Annotated in this window: 18 protein-coding genes; 2 read left to right on the plus strand and 16 right to left on the minus strand. The window is 46.3% G+C overall.

Features of this window, described 5'->3' with window-relative positions:
* Positions 1-246: 246 nt before the first annotated feature.
* Complete coding sequence (locus L5L94_RS00330; RefSeq protein WP_263160654.1) at positions 247-2,106, minus strand: DUF885 domain-containing protein; 1,860 nt, start codon at positions 2,104-2,106, stop codon at positions 247-249.
* A 566-nt stretch (positions 2,107-2,672) separates the two neighbouring features.
* Between L5L94_RS00330 and L5L94_RS00335 the strand changes: the two genes are divergently transcribed.
* A complete protein-coding gene (locus L5L94_RS00335; RefSeq protein ID WP_006080998.1) occupies positions 2,673-2,882 on the plus strand; it encodes a cold-shock protein in 210 nt (69 codons plus the stop codon).
* A gap of 110 nt (positions 2,883-2,992) precedes the next feature.
* Here the strand turns inward: L5L94_RS00335 and L5L94_RS00340 are convergent, their stop codons facing one another.
* Positions 2,993-4,939 (minus strand): monovalent cation:proton antiporter family protein, encoded by a 1,947-nt coding sequence (locus tag L5L94_RS00340; RefSeq protein WP_263160656.1) that lies wholly within the window; start codon positions 4,937-4,939, stop codon positions 2,993-2,995.
* Between the two features lie 170 nt (positions 4,940-5,109).
* On the opposite strand from L5L94_RS00340, the gene L5L94_RS00345 reads away from it, so the two are divergent.
* Complete coding sequence (locus tag L5L94_RS00345) at positions 5,110-6,000, plus strand: GGDEF domain-containing protein (protein WP_105249714.1); 891 nt, start codon at positions 5,110-5,112, stop codon at positions 5,998-6,000.
* A 140-nt stretch (positions 6,001-6,140) separates the two neighbouring features.
* Here the strand turns inward: L5L94_RS00345 and tilS are convergent, their stop codons facing one another.
* From tilS to frr, 14 genes are all read right to left on the minus strand, one after another.
* Positions 6,141-7,580: a tRNA lysidine(34) synthetase TilS gene (gene tilS / locus L5L94_RS00350; protein ID WP_263160658.1), complete on the minus strand. Its 1,440-nt coding sequence runs from the start codon at positions 7,578-7,580 to the stop codon at positions 6,141-6,143.
* A 41-nt stretch (positions 7,581-7,621) separates the two neighbouring features.
* Entirely contained in the window at positions 7,622-11,095 is a 3,474-nt protein-coding gene (gene dnaE / locus L5L94_RS00355) for a DNA polymerase III subunit alpha (RefSeq protein ID WP_263160660.1), read from the minus strand.
* Between the two features lie 150 nt (positions 11,096-11,245).
* Complete coding sequence (rnhB, locus tag L5L94_RS00360; protein WP_263160661.1) at positions 11,246-11,878, minus strand: ribonuclease HII; 633 nt, start codon at positions 11,876-11,878, stop codon at positions 11,246-11,248.
* The gene (gene lpxB, locus L5L94_RS00365; protein WP_168823178.1) at positions 11,878-13,056 is read right to left on the minus strand and encodes a lipid-A-disaccharide synthase; all 1,179 of its coding nucleotides are present in this window, start codon (positions 13,054-13,056) and stop codon (positions 11,878-11,880) included. The genes rnhB and lpxB overlap by 1 nt, the downstream gene beginning before the upstream one ends.
* A 241-nt stretch (positions 13,057-13,297) precedes the next feature.
* Entirely contained in the window at positions 13,298-14,068 is a 771-nt protein-coding gene (gene lpxA / locus L5L94_RS00370) for an acyl-ACP--UDP-N-acetylglucosamine O-acyltransferase (RefSeq protein ID WP_263160663.1), read from the minus strand.
* A complete protein-coding gene (fabZ, locus tag L5L94_RS00375) occupies positions 14,065-14,529 on the minus strand; it encodes a 3-hydroxyacyl-ACP dehydratase FabZ (RefSeq protein WP_006080990.1) in 465 nt (154 codons plus the stop codon). The genes lpxA and fabZ overlap by 4 nt, the downstream gene beginning before the upstream one ends.
* 31 nt (positions 14,530-14,560) lie before the next feature.
* A complete protein-coding gene (gene lpxD / locus L5L94_RS00380) occupies positions 14,561-15,586 on the minus strand; it encodes a UDP-3-O-(3-hydroxymyristoyl)glucosamine N-acyltransferase (protein ID WP_105249717.1) in 1,026 nt (341 codons plus the stop codon).
* A gap of 3 nt (positions 15,587-15,589) precedes the next feature.
* Complete coding sequence (locus tag L5L94_RS00385; RefSeq protein ID WP_028760600.1) at positions 15,590-16,087, minus strand: OmpH family outer membrane protein; 498 nt, start codon at positions 16,085-16,087, stop codon at positions 15,590-15,592.
* A 64-nt stretch (positions 16,088-16,151) separates the two neighbouring features.
* Entirely contained in the window at positions 16,152-18,632 is a 2,481-nt protein-coding gene (gene bamA, locus L5L94_RS00390; RefSeq protein WP_131523800.1) for an outer membrane protein assembly factor BamA, read from the minus strand.
* Between the two features lie 31 nt (positions 18,633-18,663).
* Positions 18,664-20,034, minus strand: coding sequence for a sigma E protease regulator RseP (rseP, locus tag L5L94_RS00395; RefSeq protein ID WP_028760602.1), 1,371 nt, complete (start codon positions 20,032-20,034; stop codon positions 18,664-18,666).
* Between the two features lie 39 nt (positions 20,035-20,073).
* Entirely contained in the window at positions 20,074-21,264 is a 1,191-nt protein-coding gene (gene ispC, locus L5L94_RS00400; RefSeq protein ID WP_263160664.1) for a 1-deoxy-D-xylulose-5-phosphate reductoisomerase, read from the minus strand.
* Between the two features lie 4 nt (positions 21,265-21,268).
* Entirely contained in the window at positions 21,269-22,126 is an 858-nt protein-coding gene (locus tag L5L94_RS00405; protein WP_263160666.1) for a phosphatidate cytidylyltransferase, read from the minus strand.
* Positions 22,127-22,146: 20 nt separating this feature from the next.
* Positions 22,147-22,974, minus strand: a complete 828-nt coding sequence (locus L5L94_RS00410; RefSeq protein WP_028760605.1) for an isoprenyl transferase — start codon at positions 22,972-22,974, stop codon at positions 22,147-22,149.
* A gap of 81 nt (positions 22,975-23,055) precedes the next feature.
* On the minus strand, positions 23,056-23,613 hold the full coding sequence (gene frr, locus L5L94_RS00415) for a ribosome recycling factor (protein WP_012088724.1): 558 nt from the start codon (positions 23,611-23,613) through the stop codon (positions 23,056-23,058).
* Between the last annotated feature and the right edge of the window lie 13 nt (positions 23,614-23,626).

Consider the following 23,626-nt stretch of genomic DNA (forward strand, 5'->3'; position numbering starts at 1 on the left):
AAAAATATCAACTCCGAGCAATAGCAAGCCATTGCCGCGCGACATTTATCAATAAGTTGTGTGGGATTGTATTGAAAGCCTTGGCCGAAAGCCAGAATGATAGCCACGATAGACTACCCCACCATGCCCGCAGGATAAAAATAACAAACTTATCCGCAGACATGGAATTGGCCTCACTTGGATGTAAGTAATTGATAAATAATGCTTTACTATTAATATCCAAGCATTAACTGTTACCGCCAAACGCTAAATTTTCGCTTTAGCGTCAGTGGCTTTAGCCCCAGCACTTTTTTTATCAGCAATGTAGCGGTCGACCAGTGTTTCTAAGATATCCAAAGGAACTGCACCATTCTTCAGAACTACATCGTGGAAATCCCTGAGATCGAACTTATCACCTAAGGCCAACTTGGCTTTTTCGCGCAGTTCGAGAATTTTCATCATGCCAACTTTATAAGCCGTCGCTTGACCTGGCATAACGATATAACGCTCAATCTCAGCCGTGACATCGCGATCGGACATGCCAGTATTTTTCTTCATATAGTCAATCGCTTGCTCGCGAGTCCAACGACTATGATGAATACCCGTATCCACCACTAGACGCACAGCGCGGAACAACTCAGCCTGCAGACGACCGATATTATCAAAGGGATCCTTTTGAAAACCGAGCTCCCAAGCCAAACGTTCGCTATATAAAGCCCAACCTTCAATGTACGCCGTAAAAGGCGCCATCTTACGAATAAGTGGCATACCTTCTAACTCCATCGCCACCGCAATTTGGAAATGATGCCCAGGGATCCCCTCGTGGTAGGCTAAAGTGCGCATACCGTATTTAGGCGTGGCCTTGATGTCATATAAATTGGCATAGAAACGCCCTGGACGACTACCGTCAATCGCGGGCTGCTGATAATAGGCACCCGGTGCCGTTTTCTCTTTAAACTCAGGAATACGCACCACTTCCATGCCCGCTTCGGGTCGAATACGGAAGGCATCACCGAGTCCCGCATTCACTTCATCAAGAATCGCTTGATAATCGACGAGGATTTGCGCCCTACCCGCATCACTATCCTCGTAGTAAAACTTAGGATCGGCGGCTAATGCTTCAATCGCGACCGAGAAACCTTGGCTCACATCGTAACCTTCAGCGGCTAAAATAGTCATGATTTCATTTTGAATGCGATCTACCTCAGCGAGCCCTTTGGCATGGATTTCATCCGCAGTGTAATTAGTGGTCGTAAAGAACTTCAGCAGTTGCTCATAGGCAAGGGAGCCATTAGGCAGCGCCCAATAACCATCATCCGTCCCAGCTTTGGCTTGTAGCTGGGTAAAATAATCAATAAATAATTGATACGCTGGATGCACGTAACCTTTAATGTCCGCTTCCGCCGCTGCCAATAACCGTGCTTGCTCATCGGCACTGATATCCGTGTCAGCCAATTTGGTTTTAAATGAACTGTATAGGATATTGTCTTGCACTGGCATCGCGACAAACTCATTCATCTCGGTCAGAACACGCTCAATCACAAACTTTGGCGGGATAATCCCCTTAGCCTCACGAATTTTTAAGCCTTCGAGAGTTTGCGCAAACTTAAGTTTCACCTTTTGTAAACGCGACAGATAGTTTTCAGCATCGCCCACAGAATGCACTTGGTGCTGCGCCTGCATAAAGCTGGGGTAACCGTTTTGCACGCCAAACAATTGATTCAGCGGATAGTTATGGTAACGATAGGGCTCAGAGACCAATGCGAAATCGGCAAGATATAGGGCAATATCCTTGGAGATACGTTGATTTTCATCTAAATCCGCATCGGAATAGCTCAATAGGGTTTCACGCAGATCTCGCACTTGCGCGAAAGTCTTATCCATCGCCTCTGGACTATCGTCATCCAACTCGGCGTTATGGCCTGTAATCCCTACCGATTCTAAGAAACCCAATGAGGTTAAGGTCTCAGGGCTTTCGAAAGCCATCTTGACCACACTGCGGTCTAGAAATGCGCGAAAGAAAAACGGCTTTTTCGCAAACCATTCATGGGCGGCCAGCGCCACTAATAACAGCACTAAGACTAAGCTGCCGAGTCCAATCCGTTTTAGTACTGTTTTCAACGTCATTCTCCATTCTTATTATATTCAATCTAAAGTTATCGCCCTGAATCCATAGCTCAAGCACGTTTTTATTGAATGACGAGAATACCATCAACCACAAATAAGCAACAATTTAATAACGTAACAGATCGTGACAGAATTCTTACCTAAGCATACAAGCCGCATTTAAACCTCATGGAACGGATTGAAAGGTTAATCGCAAGTCAGTCTGGCAAACATAAAAAATATTTTCACACTAGACAACAATCAAAAATACAACATAATCGATTGAATATTAATAGTTATCTCTAATTCCGCACTCAATAAGTCGCAAAAAAGCAGTTTCAATATGAGAGGTATTTAAAAATAAAACTATACAAACCCCTAGAGTATGTTACTCTGCACTCCGGCCTGTGATTCAGACCTATTTATAAGCAATATTATGTATTTGAAAACCTTCGCTACGCCTGTAATATTTTTTTTGCTGTCATGAAGCTTTCCACTCATAACTTATCATCAATGTAAATAATTCTATTTCTGGCTAACATACCGCATAATTGCGAATTATTTGTTTGAAAATTTTGGAGACATTCATGTCTAAAACTACTGGTGTAGTTAAATGGTTTAACGAAGATAAAGGTTTTGGTTTTATTTCTCCTGACAATGGTGGCGCTGACGCATTCGTTCATTTCCGCGCAATCGTTTCAGAAGGCTTTAAAACTCTTGCTGAAGGTCAAAAGGTTTCTTTTGACATCGAACAAGGCCAAAAAGGTCCTCAAGCTGCGAACGTAGTTATTCTGTAATTAGACTTTGTCTAATTTAAGTTAACAAGTTCCAGACAAAAATGCCGACACTATGTCGGCATTTTTATATCTGCATTTTCATCCATCTCAAAAGAGTGACCCTCAGGCCTTTAGCCATGTAGGAGCTTAGCCTCAGCTTTCTCAAGTCGCCGTGGTTTACCCACTATCAGTAAGATATCCCCTGCACGAAAAACCCAGTCCTGCTCAGGATGTTCCACTTCAGCGCCATTGCGACGAATCGCCCTTAACTCTACTTTCAGTGTTTCCCACAGGATATCGGCAACGGTTTTACCAATCGCATCAGCCCCACGCGGTAATGCCACCGCATGCAATGACTCTAAAGTAAAATCAGTTTCTGTGCCGGAAAAGAAGCCGTGTAAAAATTGATAATGATTGCGCCGCTCAGATTCTAGCCGTTTTAGGATCCGTGCCAATGGCACACCACATTGGTGTAGTACCTGCGATACTAACATCAAGCTCCCCTCTAAAGACTCAGGGATCACTTGATTAGCTCCCGCCTTTTTAAGCAAGTCTAGATCGCTGTCGTCTTTGGTTCTAACTAAAATTTTAACCTCCGGTGCCAATAACTTACATAAAGGTAAGACTTCTTCTAAACTACGTGACTCACAAAAAGTGATAACGATCATCTTGGCCTGTTTAACGCCCATTTGTTTTAAAATTGCCCGTTTACACACATCACCGAAATAAATAGGTTCGCCCGCACGACGCGCTTCAGTGACGCGCGTTGGATCGAGATCCAATACCAGATAAGGTACAGCTTCAGTTTTTAAAAAACGGGCAATGGTTTGTCCTACTCGGCCGTAACCAAAAATCATCACCAGCTCATGATCATCCATCATCAATGGCACAGCTTCATCCACATGCTTTGCCTGACGGATCCCCAGCGCCCACTTAGCAATATCCACACTATGACGAACTAACCAAGGAGCTATTGCCATGGAAAGCACGGCGACCATGACTAATACGGTACTGATCTCATTATTTAAAAGTTGATAGTTGACCGCTAAAGCCAATACCACAAAACTGAACTCCCCCACTTGAGCTAAGCTCATTGCCGTACTCATCGCAATTCGAAAAGGCTCGCCTACTAATCTTAAAATGCCATGAATGATCAGCGCCTTACCTAGTACAACGGCGACTAAGATCAGCAATATCTGCCACCAGAAACGCATCACTAAGGTAAAGTCCAGCATCATGCCAATGGAGATGAAAAACAGCCACATCAATAGATCGCGAAACGGTCGTATATCCGCCTCAAGCTGGCGACGGTACTGGCTTTCTCCCAGCAGCATACCCGCCATAAATGCCCCCAGTGCCATGGATAATCCTAGCCACTGAGTAAAAGCCCCTGTGACAAGCGCAACGACTAAGGTCGATAATACAAACAGCTCATTGGAGCGAGAACGCGCAACCTCATCAAATATCCGTGGCAGTGCCCACTTACCAAACGCCATTAAGAGGAAAAAGGCCAAAATGCCTTTGAGCAAGGCAAAGGCGATGTCCGCGACCATCAAAGGTTCGCCGCCATTGGCCAGTAATGGCAATAGGATCAACAACGGCACAACCGCTAAATCTTGGAATAAAAGCACGCTGACGGAGAGTTCGCCGTGGCGGCGCCTCAGCCATCCCTGTTCATTGAGCAATTTAAGGACAATAGCAGTAGATGACAACGCGATGGCAGCACCGATAACCAAGGCTTCAACCCAATTCAGGCCGCACAATAGGGCCGCGCCCATGGTCAACAAGGTTGTGATCACCATCTGTGCACTGCCTAAGCCAAATACGGTGCGGCGCATGGCCCACAGCCGCGGCACAGAGAACTCTAACCCTAAGGTAAACATCAGCAGCACAACGCCAAGTTCGGCAACAGATTGCATTTGATGCTGGGTAAACCAGTGAAAACCACTCGGGCCACTCACTACCCCTGTGAGTAAATAAGCCAGAATTGCGGGTAAGCCCAAACGGCGCAGCACAGCAATGGCCACAATGGCAATCACGAGCATAAGTAGTATTTGGATTAAGAAGCTATGTTCCATTGGGGCTATGACTCCTGTCAAAATGCTGACGTGTCAAAAAATCTAACTCTCAGTTTTAAGCTTAACTGAATGACTAACAAAGACAAATTTTATTAAAAAATATTGCGGCACGGTATTTGCTTAGACTAGGTTAGAGATGTATCGCACTAACATTTGCTGGAGTGATGATTATGGACTTTGGCCTAGCGACCGAGCTGTATCCCGACGAATATCGCTATCAAACAGAACATTATAGTCCCAATGATAATCCATTGGACTTGATACAAGTGATCCAACAACTGCATGCCAGTTTAGATCCTAGGACAGTCTTTGCCTGCTATGGCAAAGTGCTGGGACAACACTTGCCGATCCAAGGCGTGCGCTTAACCTATGGCGAGCACAAATTCAGCTGGGGCAAACGTTATGGTATCAGCGTCAAACGACAGCTCATGTGTGCAGGAATGCCATTAACGATTCAGTACCAACTGGTGACGCCATTTACGCCATCACAAACCTCAAACTTACAGGATATTGAACCGCTGTTATTGCAACCTTTATTAAATGCGTTGCAATATCAAGAAATGTCGATGCAAGCTATGTTTGACTCGCTCACTGGCTTAGGCAATCGCCATTATTACAGTCAGAGTCTCAGTAATGCGACCGCCAGAGCCCATCGAAAACAAGGAGCAGTCGCTCTCATAGTGCTCGATCTTGATAACTTTAAACAACTTAATGATAAATTCGGCCATAAATGTGGTGACTATATTCTGAAGGAATTTGGTGACATCATTCGTGCAACCATACGCAACACAGATCAAGCCTTCCGGATTGGTGGTGATGAATTCGTCATTATTGTCCAAGGCAATATTCATGCGGCAGGCTTGTTATGTGAACGGATTGTCTCGGTAATCAATCAGCACAGTAGTTTCAATCAATTTGGGGTGAGCTGTAGTTTAGGGGCGGCAGAATCACACGATACCATTGAAGCCGAACAACTTTATGAACTCGCCGATAAGGCGCTTTATCAAGCCAAAGCCGCCGGACGTAACTGCTATAAACTCAGCCAAAATCAATTAGTTTAACACGCGCAGGGATGCCAAATGAAATGCGATAACTCACTCGCAGCGCGTACCCCATAAAGGTCTAAATCAAACTGACGCGCTGCGTTCCACTCTCCTCTCGCTTTCCTAGAACACGCCAATATTCCAAGATTAACTCTCGACTAGAATTCCTTTGCTTCCTCAACAAACACCTGTAAACCAAGTCCATTCGACTCAACAATAAAGCCCTTTTCAACCCACAGTCCAATTGCCATCACCAGTTGCTCGCCATAAAACACAAACCCCACCTTTTCGCGTACCCAAGGCGGAATGGCAAACTCTTGCCACAGTTTCTTTAATTCTCGCCCCTTACCCCGAGAATGCGGGTGGCAGCGAAATTGTCCCGCAAGTTGATAACGCACACTGACCACTTCATCAGGCCAAGGTAAGCGGACTCTGGGACCTTGTTCTGTCACTATCAGCCTAATCTGCTCACCATTCGCTAAGTCCGCAGGCGACACGACTAATTCGGTACTATCTCCCTGTAATAAAGAAATAAAGTCATGCTGTGGCAAGGTCCAACTCACAGGCTGAGTGTGACGTTTGTAAGTTTGATACTTGAATAAATAGACTTGATTAGCAAAGCGGCGGATTTCACACTCACCCACTCGAATATGCACTTTAGCATCGTCTTTCGCGTTAAGAAGCTGAGTGATGATTTGCTTAAGCTGCACCTTTGAGGGCAAAGCAAAACCTTGGGATTCAATAAAGCCACGTAAGAGTAACGCTTGCCAGTCGGCTGACTGTTCAGCAAAACCATCGAGCTTGAATACATTTTGAGTATGGTAAGGCGCTTGGGTTAACCATAAAGGTAAACGTTCACTCACCTGTAAATCCAGCGTCGCCTGTTGTTCGGCGCACAATGCCGCACTTCGACTCGCAGTTGTCGCAATACTCGGCCAACGCGCTTTTAAGCGGGGAATAATTTCTAAGCGTAAAAAATTTCGATCGTACTTATCGTCTTGATTACTTTCATCTTCAATATGCACTAAGCCCTGCTGTTTTGCGTAGGCTTCAATCTGCTCACGGCTGATATCCAATAACGGCCGCAATTGTTTGCCTTGTGCTAATGCTTGTACTTGCCCCATGGCCGCCAGCCCTTTCGGGCCTTGACCACGTTTCAGCGCCAGTAAAATAGTCTCAAGCTGATCGTCTTCATGGTGAGCTGTCAGCAACACATCATTGGCACTTAAATGCCGCTCAATCGCCTGATAACGCACTTTGCGCGCTTCAGCTTCAAGGCTCAATCTTGGCCCACGATTAACCGTGACTCGCTCAACCGTCACGGGCAGGTCGTAATGCTGGCCCCGCTCAAGGCAATGCTGTGCCCAAGCCTCAGCGTTATCACTTAGGCCATGGTGTACATACACTAGCTGATAATTAAACTCCGGATGTGTCCGTGCAAACTGGCTTAAACCAAAGGCCAAGACTTCAGAATCAACCCCACCACTGTAAGCCAGTACTAACTTGCTGTCAGGCGCTAAGGATTGCGCAGCCAAAAAATCACAGATATGCGCGCTGAGATCGCCAGCAGTCAATGCTTCGTCACGCTTAGCCGACATAAGTTAACTTCATCTGTTTACACCTAAGACATTCGCCAACATTAGAATAAAATTCTCACCTTGTTTGGCCCGAGTAACGATTCGAGCGAGAGCATCAAGTCATCGGTCGGATTCACTCGCCAAGCATCGGCTAACCTAAACTGACCTTTGGCTTGAGCTTGAGTGTAATTGATCACCACAGGCACAGCACCGTTACGCCACGGGCTTAGGGCTTGCTCGAAAGTGTCTAACGCCGATGGCGTTAACTCGCTGCCATCCATATCAATTTCCAGCGCCTTGGCAAAGTGGCTGCGCGCCTCACTGATATCAATGATGTTACGCGCCGTCATGCGGTTGCCGCCGGCAAAATCATCGTAACTCACCTCACCTTCACAAATGAGGATGCGGTCTTTCTCCAGCAGATGATTAAATTTTTCAAAGGCTTCGGTAAACAACATGATTTCAAGACGTGCGCTCTTATCATCGAGTGTCAACAGGCCCATTTTCGAGCCGCGCTTGGTCAGCATCACTCGCGTTGCCACCACTAACCCCGCAGCCTTAGCGGTTTTACCCCGTTCGGTGGGATGCACATCTTTCAAACGACCGGACGTGTAATGCTTAAGCTCTTTTAAATATTGATTGATCGGATGACCGGTCAAATACAAGCCTAAGGTTTCGCGCTCGCCTTCGAGCCAAATTTTATCTGGCCATGGGGTACATTCGACAAACTGCTGCTTACTGTCTTCGGGTTCACTGTTGAGCAAACCAAACATATCGTGTTGGCCAATCGCCTCGGCTTTGGCATGTTGATCGGCGGCGCGAATCGCTTCGGGCAAGGTTGCCATCATAGACGCACGATGCGGCCCAAGAGTATCGAGTGCACCCGCGCAGATCAGCTTTTCAATCACGCGCTTATTGAGCTTTTTCAAATCGATACGGGCACAGAAATCGAATAAATCCACGAAGGGGCCATCTTTACGCGCCTCTAAAATCGATTCAACTGGACCTTCACCCACGCCTTTAATGGCGCCAATGCCATAAACAATGCGCAAATCATCATCGACGGTAAATTTGAACAAGCCTTTGTTCACATCCGGAGGAATGAGCGGTAATCCCATACGCTCGCATTCATCGACCAAAGTCACAATTTTATCTGTGTTGTCCATATCGGCCGACATTACCGCCGCCATAAACTGCGAAGGATAATGGGTTTTTAGCCATAAGGTCTGATAAGACACAAGCGCATAGGCGGCTGAGTGAGATTTGTTAAAACCGTAGCCGGCGAACTTTTCCACTAAGTCGAAGATCTTCATCGACAAGTCGCCGTCGACGCCGTTATTGATTGCGCCCTCTTTAAAGATACTGCGCTGCTTGGCCATCTCTTCGGGCTTTTTCTTACCCATAGCACGGCGCAACATGTCGGCGCCGCCAAGGGTGTAACCCGATAACACCTGTGCAATCTGCATCACTTGCTCTTGATACAGAATAATACCGTAGGTCGGCGATAGCAGTTCTTTTAGTGATTCATGCTGGTACTGTGAATCGGGATAAGACACTTCTTCGCGCCCATGCTTACGCTCGATGAAGTTATCTACCATGCCCGATTGCAAAGGCCCAGGGCGGAACAATGCCACCAGTGCGATCATGTCTTCAAAACAGTCGGGCTGCAGACGTTTAATCAAATCCTTCATACCGCGGGATTCCAACTGGAATACCGCTGTGGTTTCATATTTTTGCAACAAGCGGAAAGATGCAGCATCCGTTAACGGAATCGCTTCGATACGCACAGGTGGGCGACCGTTTTTGACCTCGACCTTGTTCACCATCTCCAGTGCCCAGTCGATAATGGTCAAAGTACGTAAACCCAAAAAGTCGAATTTAACTAAACCTGCGGTTTCGACGTCGTTTTTATCGAATTGTGTTACTGGGTTTTTACCTTCAGCATCGCAATAGAGCGGCGCAAAATCGGTAATTTTTGTCGGTGCAATCACCACACCACCCGCGTGTTTACCGGCGTTACGCGTCACACCTTCGAGCTTGCGACACATGTCGATCAGATCTTTTACGTCTTCATCGGCATCATAGGATTCTTGCAGGGCTGGCTCGACCTCAAACGCTTTTGCCAGCGTCATCCCAGGTTCTGGTGGAATGAGTTTAGAAATTCGGTCAACGAAGCCATAGGGATGACCCAGCACGCGGCCAACGTCGCGAATAACCGCTTTTGCCGCCATAGTTCCGAAGGTGATGATTTGCGATACCGCTTCGCGGCCGTACAATTCGGCCACATGGTCGATCACTTCATCACGTCTATCCATGCAAAAGTCGACGTCAAAGTCGGGCATAGAAACCCGCTCAGGGTTGAGGAATCGCTCGAACAGTAAGTCAAATTCCAATGGGTCTAAGTCGGTAATCTTAAGCGCATAGGCCACGAGTGAACCCGCGCCCGAGCCCCGACCAGGCCCTACTGGAATACCGTTATCTTTACCCCATTGGATGAACTCCATTACGATCAAGAAGTAACCGGGGAACCCCATCTGGTTGATCACTTTAAGTTCAATGTCGAGGCGCTCATCGTATTCGCCGCGTTTCTCGGCGCGCACCTCAGGATCAGGGAACAAAAACTCGAGCCGCTCTTCAAGGCCCTTCTTCGAACAATCGACCAGAAAGTCTTCGATGGACATATCGCCCGTCGGGAAGTTGGGCAGGAAATATTCGTACAAACGGATCGTTACATTACAGCGTTTAGCGATTTCGACACTGTTCGCCAACGCCGCAGGAATGTCGGCGAATAGTTCACACATTTCCTCTTCGCTACGCAAATACTGCTGTTCACTGTATTTTTTAGGTCGGCGAGGATCGGCAAGGGTAAAGCCATCGTGAATTGCCACCCGAATTTCGTGGGCATCAAAATCTTCGGGTTTAAGAAACACCACCTGATTAGTGGCCACCACAGGGATGCCCTTCTCCTGCGCTAAGGCCACAGCCATATGCAGATAACGCTCTTCATCGGGGCGACCTGTGCGGATAAGTTCGAGGAAATAACGGTCAGTGAAATGAGTTTGATAAAACTCACATAAAGATTCAACCTGAGTGCTATTACCCTTGAGGAGCGCCTTACCCAGATCGCCCTCTTTAGCGCCTGATAACAGCAAAATGCCTTCGTTATAAGTGAGTAACCACTCTTGGTCGATCACCACACGCCCAGCCACTTGGCCACGCAAATAGGCTTGACTGATGATTTGGGTCAGATTCTGATAACCGACATTGTTCATCGCAATGATGGTTAAGGCGCATAATTCGCCTTCGAATCCTGGCACTTGCATCCAAAAATCGGCACCAATAATCGGCTTGATCCCCGCACCATGGCAACCACTGTAAAACTTCACCAAACCACAAAAGTTATTTTGGTCAGTCAAGGCGACCGCGGCCATTCCCTGCGCTTCCACCTGCGCCAAAATAGGCTTGACCTTGGCCACGCCATCGGTCATAGAGAAGTCACTGTGGACACGAAGATGCACAAAACGAGGATCGGACATAATTAGGATTATCTTTGAATAGCAGGTTAACAATAACTAGAAAGCAGACTAACAAAGTCACGCAGCCAGAGCCAGTGACTTTGCTGGATAACGGGAACTTATACCCAAACAACCTGAAACTCGTATCTTCAGGTAGCTTGGGAGCACAGCTTACAGTCCCAGTAATGCCTTGACGGGTTTGAAACTTTTACGATATTGGTCAAATACCCCATGTTCGGCGATGGCCTCAAAATGCACCTTAGTCGGATAGCCCTTATGCTTAGCAAAACCGTATTGCGGATAAGCAGCATCGAGCACATCCATCTCACGATCCCGCGTCACTTTGGCGATAATCGATGCGGCACTAATACTGGCAATTAAACCATCACCTTTAATGATGCTGTGACTGGTAAGCGAGACGCCATTATGGGCAACAAATGCCGGACTGCGATTGCCATCGACTAACACCAACGCAGGCGCAATCTTAAGCCCTGCAACCGCGCGCTGCATTGCCAACATAGTGGCATGCAAGATATTAAGCGTATCGATTTCAGCAGGACTTGCGCGGCCCACGTGATAACACAGGGCTTTTTCACAAATCTCATCAAACAAAGCTTCGCGACGCTTCTCACTGAGTTTCTTGGAATCATTCAGACCACTGATGGGCTTGTTTGGATCTAAAATCACAGCCGCAGTCACTACATCGCCGACTAATGGCCCACGGCCGACTTCATCCACACCAGCAATTAATCCCGTCGAAAAGGCCAGCAAATCGGCGTCGGTTAAACTTTTAAAAGTTGCCACTAGTTAGCCTCCAGTGATTTAGCATGACTTGGTTTAGGCTCAACCAGTGCCATTACCGCTTCAGCGGCTTTTAAGCTCGCATCACGGCGTAACACTTGGTGCAGGGCATCAAACTCAGCTTTGAGCGGCGTAAAATCTCGATTTAACTCGACTGTGACCGCCGCAGCTATTTTCTCTGGCGTGCAATCTTCTTGAATGAGCTCAGGGACGAGATCTTTTCCAGCCAGTAGATTCGGTAAAGAAAAACGCTCGACCTGCATCATGCGCTTAGCAATCCAATAGGTCATAGGGCTAACACGATAAGCCACCACCATTGGACGCTTGACCAACATGGCTTCTAACGTCGCGGTGCCAGATGCTAATAAAATGCCATCGGCAGCCGCCATGACTTCGCGCGACTGACCTTCGACCATATGAATTTCGAGATCCGGTGCAAAATCCTTCAGCGCTTGCTCAAATTGCTCACGGCGTTTTTGATTGACCAGTGGCGTCACAAAACGTATATCAGGGAAGTTCTGTTTAATCAGTAAAGCCGCCTTTACGAAAGGCTCGGCCAATTGCTTTAACTCGCCACCACGGGATCCCGGTAGAATCGCTAAATATTCTGCATCGGCATCGAGTTCAAGTAACTGGCGCGCCGCCGCTTTATCGCTTCGCAACGGAATATCATCCGCTAAGGTATGACCCACAAAGGTACAAGGTACTTGATGCTTGTCATAAAAAGCTTTCTCAAATGGCAATAGCGACAACACCATATGGGTCGCCTTCGCGATTTTGAATATACGTTTTGGGCGCCATGCCCACACGGATGGGCTCACATAATGGACGGTTTTAATACCGCGCGCTTTGAGTTTAAGCTCGAGGCCTATATTAAAATCCGGTGCATCTATGCCAATAAAACAATCGGGCTTAAGCGCGGTGATCTCTCTAATCAAGGATGACCGCACTTTTAATAAGCGAGGTAGACGAGATAACACTTCAACGATTCCCATCACTGCGAGTTCTTCCATCGCAAACAGGGATTTGAAGCCTAGGGCTTCCATGCGGGGTCCACCGATACCGACAAAGCGCGCATCGGGATGGGTCTTTTGCAGCGCAGCCATTAAACCTGCACCTAAAATATCGCCTGAGAGTTCTCCGGCAACCATGGCAAACACTAATGGAGTTTTATTGCTCATAAACCAATCACGTCTCATGAATTAATGGCATTGGATGAAGAGGTAAACCGCACCTAAAATGCATCGTTCCAAGCCTACACTTATGTTAAGTTAATGATTCAATTAATGACTAAGCTCATTTATGGTCGAATGCATTGATGAATAAACGCATTTTTAACGGCTACGTCTACCACAAAAAAGGCTTAAACCAATAATACAAAAGGGCATATAAATGCCCTTTTGTTGTCATGTGGTCATCAAGTTAGCGAATAATGCCGCGACTCGATGACTTTACAAACTCAAGCAGTAATTTGACTTGCTCATCGTTCTGCGCATCTTCAGCTAATGCTTCAATCGCTTCTTCTACCGTTAAGCTGCTACGATATAACGTTTTATAAGCACGACGCACGGCTAACTGGCTTTCTTTAGAAAAACCGCGACGCTTCATACCTTCGCTGTTTAAGCCGCGAGGCACTGTCGGTTGACCCGCTGCCATCACAAAAGGAGGCACATCCTGCAAAACTAAAGAACAACCGGCAGTAAACGCATGGGCACCAATATGCACAAACTGATGTACGCCTGTCATACCGCCTAAAATCGCCCAGTCACCGACGTGCACGTGACCTGCAATAGATGCGTTATTCGCCATGATGACATTATCGCCGACCACACAGTCATGGGCGATATGCACATAGTTCATAAACAGGTTATTCGACCCAATACGGGTTTCACTGTTATCTTGAACTGTACCGCGGTGAATGGTCACGTTTTCACGGATGACGTTATTGTCGCCAATGATCAGTCGTGTCAGCTCGCCAGCGTACTTTTTGTCTTGGCATTCTTCACCAACGGAGGCGAATTGAAAAATACGATTCCCTTTGCCGATAATCGTTGGACCTTTGACCACCACATGGGAACTCAACCAACAATCATCACCAATTTCGACGCCCGCACCGATATAGGTCCAAGGGCCAATAGTGACGTTATTGCCAATTTTTGCATCGGGATGCACAAACGCTAATGTATCTATCACTGACTAATCTCTCTGCGGGCACACATGATTTCAGCGGAACAAACCACTTCACCATCCACTTTGGCCTCACCGTAGAAAACGCCAATCCCGCGGCGCTCTTTAATCATTTTGACATCAAAATGAATTTGATCTCCTGGCTCAACCACACGTCTAAAACGCGCATTATCGATACCAGCAAAGTAATACAACACACCTGGTGGTGGTACATCACTACTCATCGTTTTAAAGGCTAACAGGCCAGTTGCCTGCGCCATCGCTTCTAAAATAAGCACACCTGGCATCACAGGTTGTATCGGGAAATGTCCCTGAAAAAATGGCTCATTTATTGAAACGTTTTTGATCGCCTGCAGACTAACACCAGGAGTGTAATCAAGCACACGATCGATCAATAGGAATGGATATCTATGGGGTAGATATTTAAGTATTTCTTTAATATCCATAGTGTTCATTTGATTAGACACGAACCGAGTTCCTCAAATTGCCTTGGGGCAATTAATCTGGTGTTTTTAAATTTTTTTCCAACGTTTTAACACGCTGGAACAGTTCATCTAACTGACGGAAACGAACTGTATTTTTACGCCAAAGTTTATTGTCCATTGCCACGGTGGCAGAAGAGTATAAACCAGGCTCACGCATATTAGTGGTGATATTGGTAGCACCAGACACATGCACACCATCGGCAATGCTCAAATGACCTGCGATGGCACAGCTACCGCCAATAATACAATATTTACCAATAGTGACACTGCCAGCAACAGTAGTACTGCCTGCAATAGCAGTATTTTCGCCGATTATATCGTTATGGGCAATTTGCACTTGGTTATCAATAATCACACCGTCGTGGATCTCTGTATGGCCTAATGCCCCACGATCTACCGTTGAATTAGCACCAATCTCAACCCGATCGCCAATACGCACGCCACCTGTCTGCGGAATTTTAATCCACTGACCACGTTCGTTAGCATAACCAAAACCATCTGAGCCTAATACGGCACCCGAATGGATAATACAATCCTGTCCTAAATGCACATCATGATAGACGGTGACATTAGCCCACAAACGTGTTTTTGAGCCAATAACCACATCTTGTCCCAGCACAACACCGGCACCAATCTGCACATTTTCACCTAAAATGACGTTCGCACCAATCACAGCATTCGCGCCAATAGCGACACCTTCCCCTAAATGGGCTGAAGGATCAATTTGTGCCGAAGGATGGATACCCACCGCCGCTTTGGGTGTAGTGTCCAAATACTGAGCAACACGAGCAAAACCGACATATGGATCTTTTACAATTAACGCAGTACCTTGATAATCCTGCGCATCTTTAGCTGACAATAACACCGCACTCGCTTGAGTTGCCTCAAGCTGAGAGCGGTATTTACTGTTGGCTAAAAAAGAGATCTGACCCGCCTTGGCATTTTCTAAGGTCGCCACACTATTAATAATTAGCGTTTCGTCGCCTTGGATATCACCGTCTAATAACAGGCATAGCTCTTTTAAAGTCACACTATTCATCTATTACTTGCCTTTGCTTAAGGCTTCAACCACTTTGCCACTGATGTCAGCGTTAGGCTTAACATAAATGACAGCACCACGTTGTAATACCAAATCATATTGGTCTTTTTCAGCGATAGTGTTGATGGCTTTTTGCACTTTAACTAACAGTTTATTTTGCTCTTCACCTTGGCGACGACGTAGGTCTTCATCCAATGCTTTGCCTTTTAACTGATATTCAGATTTTAGCGATTCCATTTTACGAACCAGCTCAGTTTTTTGTGCATCGTTCATTAACGCACCATCACGTTGCTGCTTCTCCATCAGAGAACGCATTTCTTCTTGCATTTTTTGGACATCAGCTACGCGATCACCAAACTCTTTCTTCAGAGATTGAGAGATCTGTTCACGTTGTGGGAGCTGTTCAAACACAGCGCCCATATCCACTACGGCAATTTTCTCAGCATGTGCCACTAACGGCGCGCCTAACAAAACTAACGTCATCAGCGCGCAATTTACCATCTTGTTCAAAATAAACTCCTTGTTACCTTGTTATTGTCAGCAAAACTTGCCGAGTGTATGCCTTTTAAAAAGTTTTGCCAATATTGAAAGAGAAGATCTCCGTTTGGTCACCTTCATATTCTTTAAGCGGCCACGCCAAGCTGAACACCATAGGTCCCATAGGTGATAACCATTGAACACTCAAGCCCCAAGAGGCGCGCAGGCGAGCTGGATCACTATAGTCTTGTAACTTAGCAAACTCGTCCGCCGGAAGTGTTTGATATGACTCGTAATCAAACTCAGTATCCCAGACGTTACCCGCATCGACGAAGAAACTAGTACGAACTGAGTTAGTGTAAGCCTCATCCAGGAATGGGGTTGGTACAATCAACTCCATACTTGCCGTTGCAAGGGCATTACCACCGATAGAGCGGCCAGAACTGACTTGGATACTATTAGGATCGCCAGGCAAGCTACAGCCATCGCCCGATGGATCCGGTGCACACGGCTCACTACCTCGATAGAGATAGAATGAACGTGGACCTACAGAGTTCGACTTAAAGCCACGTAGCGAGCTACTACCACCTGAGTAATAGTTTTCCCAGAAAGGCAGAATTTGGTCATTATCATTAAATTGACCATAACCGTTACCATAACCTAATCGACCACGGGCCAAGAGCACAACGCTCTGACTGCGGTTAACAGGGAAATAGTAGTTAGTGTCAAAGTCTGTCTTAAAATACTGTAAATCAGACCCTGGCGAAGTCATTTTGCCGTTCAGACGCTGGGACGAGCCATCTGTTGGGAAAGTGCCACGGTTCAAGGTGCTACGATACCAGCCCAGGCTGAGTTCGAAGTTATCGAAACTTAAGTCCGCATTTGGATCGTCATCACGATAGATGTTATAGAAACGCAGCGCCTGCTCATAAGCTGAGATCTCAGAAATCGTGTTGTGACGATAGCCAATACCACCATTGATACGGTTGTATTCGTTAATCGGGAAACCCGAGTTAAGCGCCACACCATACGAACTGTTTTTATAGCGTTCTAAGTTAGCTTCATTGGCATCAAACTCACTCCAATAAACGCTCCCGCCTAAACTCACACCGTCTTTTGTCCAGTACGGATCGGTATAGGATAAGTTAACGTTTTTAGAGTACTTGTTGGTGCTCAAGCTAATACCCGCTTGATTACCTGTACCTAAGAAGTTGTTTTGTTGTACACCAAACTGCAAGCTCAGGCCTGATTCAGTACCATAACCGACACCCGCGTTAAATGAGCCCGACGGCTGCTCTTTCACTTTAACCGCAACATCGACTAAATCATCGGTACCTGGCACTTGAATGGTTTCAGTGTCAACGGTTTCGAAGAAGCCCAAACGGTTAAGACGCGCTTTAGATTGCTCAACTTGCGCTGAGTTTAACCAAGCGCCTTCCATCTGACGCAGCTCACGGCGCATCACTTCATCTTTAGTCACTGTGTTACCAGTGAAGTTAATCGCCCGTACGTAAACACGTTTACCCGGTTTAACATTGATGTTTAAGGTGACTTCTTTAGTCTTATCATCAATTTCAGGGTAGGTTTTCACTTCAGGGTAAGCATAACCGAAGCGGCCTAAATACTTGCTGTACATTTCTTCGGTGAAAGTCACGTCACCGCCGTTGTACATATCACCCGCTTTGATTGGCAGAATTGATTTCATCAACTCTTCACGACCCATCAAATCACCCGTCAGGTTTACTTCTTTAACTTTATATTTCTCACCTTCATCTACGTTGATGGTGATATATAAACCTTTACGGTCAGGCGTCATAGCCACTTGAGTCGAGGTGACTTCGAAGCGGATATAACCTTTATTGTGATAATAGGTTTTGATGGTCTCGAGATCGGCCTGCAGTTTTTGCTTCTGATAACGACGCTCACCAAACAGATCCCACCAAGCCACATAATCTTTAAGTTCCAACATGCCGATCAGTTCAGCATCGGTGAACTCTTTGTTACCGACCACGTTAATTTGGCGGATTTCGGCCGCTAAACCTTCGGTAAACTTAAATTTCAGCTCAACCCGATTACGGGGTAAGTTAATCACTTGGGCTTCCACTTTCGCGCCGTATTTACCCACGCCGTAGTAGAAATCCTGCAGACCCTTTTCAATACCAGTCAACATAGTACGATCGAGCGACTCACCGACTTTAACGCCAGAACCGTCCAGACTTTCCTGTAACTGTTCGTCTTTAATGTCTTTGTTGCCATCGAATGTCACGGCACTGATAGTTGGACGTTCAGTGACTTTCACCACTAATACACCGCCATCTCGGCTCACGGAGACATTTTCAAAGTTAGTCGATGCATACAAGCTTTTAATCGCTTGCTGGATTCTTAACTGGTCAACAGTGTCACCTACTTTTACTGGTAAGCTTAACAAGGCAGCACCGAGTGCAACTCGTTGCAAACCTTCAACTTGGATGTCGGTCACTTCAAACGGTTGGAAAGTATCTGCCAACACAGTCCCTGAAAACGACGCACCGACGAATAACATCGAGGCAAAAAGTTTATTCAATCTCATAGAGCACTTCTAATTATTAGTCTGTCCTTGCTCAGAGTCGGGCAAAATCATTGAAAAGCGCAACGCTCATCAACATCAGCAGTATTGCTGCCCCAAATCTGAATCCTATTTCCTGCACCTTTTCAGGTACAGGTTTACCAGTTATTACTTCAATAAAGTAATACAGCAGGTGTCCCCCATCGAGCACAGGTAAAGGCAGCAAGTTAATGATGCCTAAATTGACGCTGATGAGCGCGAGGAACCCGAGAAAATAGACCAAGCCATAGTTTGCACTACTGCCCGCACCCTGTGCGATCGAAATGGGTCCACTCAGGTTTTTCACCGACACATCGCCGGTAAATAATTTGCCAATCATCTTAAAGCTCACAGCAACAAGTTGCCATGTTTTATCCGCTGCTATGCCGAAAGAATCGATTGGTCCATATTCAAGTTGTAAACGCATATTGTCTGGCCATTGTGCTTGGGTTGGGCTCACCCCGAGCATACCTATCTCTTGGCCATCGGCATTTTTACTGCTTAAGGGTGTCACTGCCACATTAAACTGTTCGCCATTGCGACGCACAGTTAAACTCACAGGCACATTGGCAGAATGTTGAATAATGTCAACAAAAGCCTGCCAATCGGTATAATTTTTACCATTTATTGCGACTAAGGTGTCACCGACTTTTAGCTCACTATTCGCAGCGGCACTGTCAGGACTAATCGCAGCAATGGTGGGGACGATTTCGGGACGATAAATCCCTAACCCTAATGCCGTAATCGGGGATTCTTTTTCAGGATCAAAACGCCAATTACGCGTATCTAAGGTGTAAGACCGCGCACTAGAATCCAAACCTTGCAAACCATTCAATGGCGTTAGTGATACACTCAGACTTTCATCACCTATGTGGCCGACTAAAGCTAAATTCACTTCTTCCCAGTTACGCACAGCCTGACCGGAAATGGCCGTTATTTGCATTGGCTCTGTGATTTGAATTTGCGCAGCAGCAGTCCCGGGGGTCGTCGAAGTGATCACAGGCTTAAGTGATGGCACACCAATCAGATACATAAAATACAGGGCAACGATGGCAAAAATAAAGTTAGCAATTGGACCTGCGGCCACAATCGCAATACGTTGCCATACGGTTTTACGATTGAACGCTTGATCTTTTAATTCATCGGGAACGTCTTCAACACGCTCATCAAGCATTTTGACATAGCCGCCAAGGGGGATCATGGCTAACACATATTCAGTGCCGTCTTTACCAACACGGCGCCAAATAGCCTTACCAAAACCAATGGAGAAACGTTCGACTTTCACGCCACAACGTCGCGCGATATAGAAATGGCCGTATTCGTGGGCAGTAATTAACAGACCCAGTGCAACGATGAAAGAACCTAAGTTCCATAAAAAATCTAACATCCCACTCCTTACGTTATAAATTTCATCACTCAGCTATAGCTAAGCGATGCTTGCTAATGTCTCACGCGCATAGACGCGGGTTTGCGCATCTAAGGCTAAAATATCTTCTATGCTGCCCATAGGACGTTTAGGCACAGTGACTAAACAAGCCTCATTCACTTTTGCAATTTGCGTAAAACCAATTTGCCCCTGCAAGAATGCTTCAACAGCGACCTCATTGGCAGCATTTAATACGGTTGTTGCCTCTTGACCTTGGGCACACGCCTCCATAGCCAAAGCCAAACAGGGGAAACGTTCAAAATCAGGTTCATAAAAGCTTAACTGTCCGACTTTGAAAAAATCTAAAGGTTCAACGCCCGAATGAATTCTTTGCGGATAAGCCATGCAATGGGCAATCGGTGTGCGCATATCTGGGTTACCCATTTGGGCGATAACCGAACCATCACGGTACTGCACCATAGAGTGGATCACGCTTTGCGGATGAATAACCACCTTCAGTTGCTCAGCCTGAGTGTTAAATAACCACCGCGCCTCAATGAACTCTAAACCCTTATTCATCATAGTGGCGGAGTCGACAGAGATTTTAGGTCCCATGGACCAATTAGGATGTTTACAGGCTTGGGCAGGCGTCATGGCAGCAAGTGTCGCAAGATCCGACCGCAGGAAAGGTCCGCCAGAACCTGTTAACAAAATATGGGATATACCCGACGCAGCTAAATCGCAACGGCCGAGGTTAGCCTGCACTTCTAGGGGTAAACATTGAAAGATAGCATTATGCTCACTGTCCACGGGCAAGAGCACAGCACCAGAGCGCTTAGTCGCCTCAATAAACAACTCACCCGACATGACTAAAGCTTCTTTATTGGCCAGTAATACTCGCTTTCCCGCCTTCACGGCTTCAAGGGTTGGTACTAGCCCTGCCGCCCCGACAATCGCTGCCATTACGGTATCCACTTCGGCAGCCGTCACTAAACCGAGTAAATCGTTCATGCCAGTAGTGACTTGGATATTGAGCGCAGCGGGTAAAACGGCGCGTAACTGTTTCGCAGCCTCTTCATCCACCATATGCGCGACTTTCGGTTTATGGACTACACACAAAGCCAGCATCTTATCAACGCTCGCATTAGCCACCAATCCATAGATGCTATAAGCCAATGGATTAGCCGAAATCACGCTTAAGGTACTAGCACCAATTGAACCGGTAGCACCCAAAATCACCATATTTTGCATAGCGTTACATCCAGAATGCAATGTAGATCAGGGTAAACACCGGCAAGGCTGCAGTCAGGCTGTCGATGCGGTCGAGCACGCCGCCGTGACCGGGCAAAATAGTGCCAGAATCTTTAATACAGGCCGCACGCTTAAACATACTCTCAGATAAATCGCCCAGCGCTGACACTAAAGCAACAAATAAAGTCACTGCCACAACTAAACCCAGTTCTTGCTCTGGCGAATAATACATAACACCTGCAACCACGAGCATAGTCGTCACTAAACCACCGAGTAGGCCTTCCAAGGTTTTAGCAGGGCTCACGGCAGGCATCAGTTTCGTTTTACCTATCGCTTTACCGACGAAGTAAGCCCCAGAATCAGCGGCCCACACAATCAACATCACTAACAGTACTAACACTGGGCCGTAATAGGGAGAAGTTTGTGAGCTAATGGATTTGAGCGCGATAAGAGCAACAAAGCAAGGCACTAAGGTTAACTGTCCAAACATGGACTTAAACATAGGATTCTTTTGCCAGAACTTAGCGCTTTTAGGATAAGTTATCACTAATAATAGTGATGCTAACCACCAGAATGCACCAATATAGAGAATGGCCAAATAGATAGGATGTAACTGATGGCTTAACCAAACTGCATCAATTGGCACAATCAGATTAATTGCCACCAATAGGATGCCGACTGTGAAGGTAAAGCTCCACTGAGTGACATCACACTGATTATCGATAATTCTTCCCCATTCCTTTGCTGCAATAAGGAAGACGGCAACTAAGGCCCAGGCGAAATAGCTGGCAGGGAGCAAAAATATCGCCCCTAAAACTAATGGAACTAACCAAGTTGCTGTTATTATTCGTTGTTTTAGCAAAAAAAATCCCTCATGAGGTTTTACAATGCACGCATCTCATCAATCTGACTTCCAGTCAGACCAAAACGGCGCTGGCGACTTGCAAAAATGGCTATCGCTTCATGAAAAGCCTGTTCATCGAAATCAGGCCAAAGGGTGTCGGTAAACACCAATTCTGCATAGGCCGCCTGCCACAGCACAAAATTGCTGATGCGACAGTCCCCGCCCGTGCGGATCATTAAATCAACTTCACTCTGATTTTGCATGCACAAATGTGCACTTAAGGCTTCTTCGGTGAACTGACTGCTGGTCATTTCGCCAGTTTCGACCTTTTCCGCTAATTTTTGTGCTGCTTGAAGTATGTCCCAACGGCCACCATAGTTAGCCGCAACATTCAGAACCAAGCCAGTATTGCGAGATGTCTTCTCTTGAGCAGCAGCAATTTGTTTCTGTAATCGCGCCGAAAAGCGGCTGATATCGCCAATAATGTTGAGCTTAACCTGATTCTTATCCAGCAATTTAATTTCGCGCTGTAATACGGTAAAAAACAACTCCATCAGCAAGCTGACTTCTTTATCGGGTCTACGCCAATTCTCGCTAGAAAATGCGAATAAGGTTAGCGATTCAATCCCTAATTGGCTTGCCGTGCTTACGGCTCTTCTAACGGCCTTAACACCAGCCTTATGTCCCATCACTCGTGGTTTACCTTGGGTTTGTGCCCAACGCCCATTGCCATCCATGATAATAGCAACATGCTTAGGTAACGACTGTTTCACGAGTTCGGGTAATTGTCCCGGCAAGGTCGTTTGAGTGTATAAATCACTCTCACTCGTCCTAGGGTGCGGATCAAGTTCCACTGTGGATGACATCTAATACAGCCCTTTAAAATAGACAAACGCCGTGTAGTATACCCCTACACGGCGCATCAACTCTAGCTTATCGAACTGAGATTAGACTTCCATCAACTCAATTTCTTTGGCCGCTAAAATCTCATCGACCTTTTTAATGTGAGCATCGGTGAACTTTTGCACTTCTTCTTCACTGCGACGCACATCATCTTCAGTACAAGCTTTGGCTTTTTCAAGCTTTTTCACTTCAGAAATCGCATCACGACGCACGTTACGGATAGCAATACGACCGTTTTCAGCTTCGTTACGCACCACTTTGATGAAGTCTTTACGACGTTCTTCAGTCAACGCGGGTAATGGAATACGTAATGTCGCGCCAGCTGACATAGGGTTCAGACCTAAATCAGAGCTCATAATAGCCTTCTCAACGGCTTGGATAGCACTACGGTCAAACACAGTCACAGACAGAGTGCGTGAATCTTCAACACCCACGTTAGCCACTTGGTTTAGTGGCGTCATAGTGCCGTAGTAAGAGACTTGAATGGAATCCAGCAGGCTTGGGTGGGCACGACCGGTACGCACTTTTGCCATTTGGTTTTTAGTCGCGTCAACGCATTTACCCATACGCTCTTGCGCATCTTTCTTAATGTTCTCAATCACGTTAAATGTCCTT

It is taken from the genome of Shewanella sp. SM21 (genome assembly GCF_025654335.1).
In the GTDB taxonomy this organism is placed as follows: domain Bacteria; phylum Pseudomonadota; class Gammaproteobacteria; order Enterobacterales; family Shewanellaceae; genus Shewanella; species Shewanella oncorhynchi.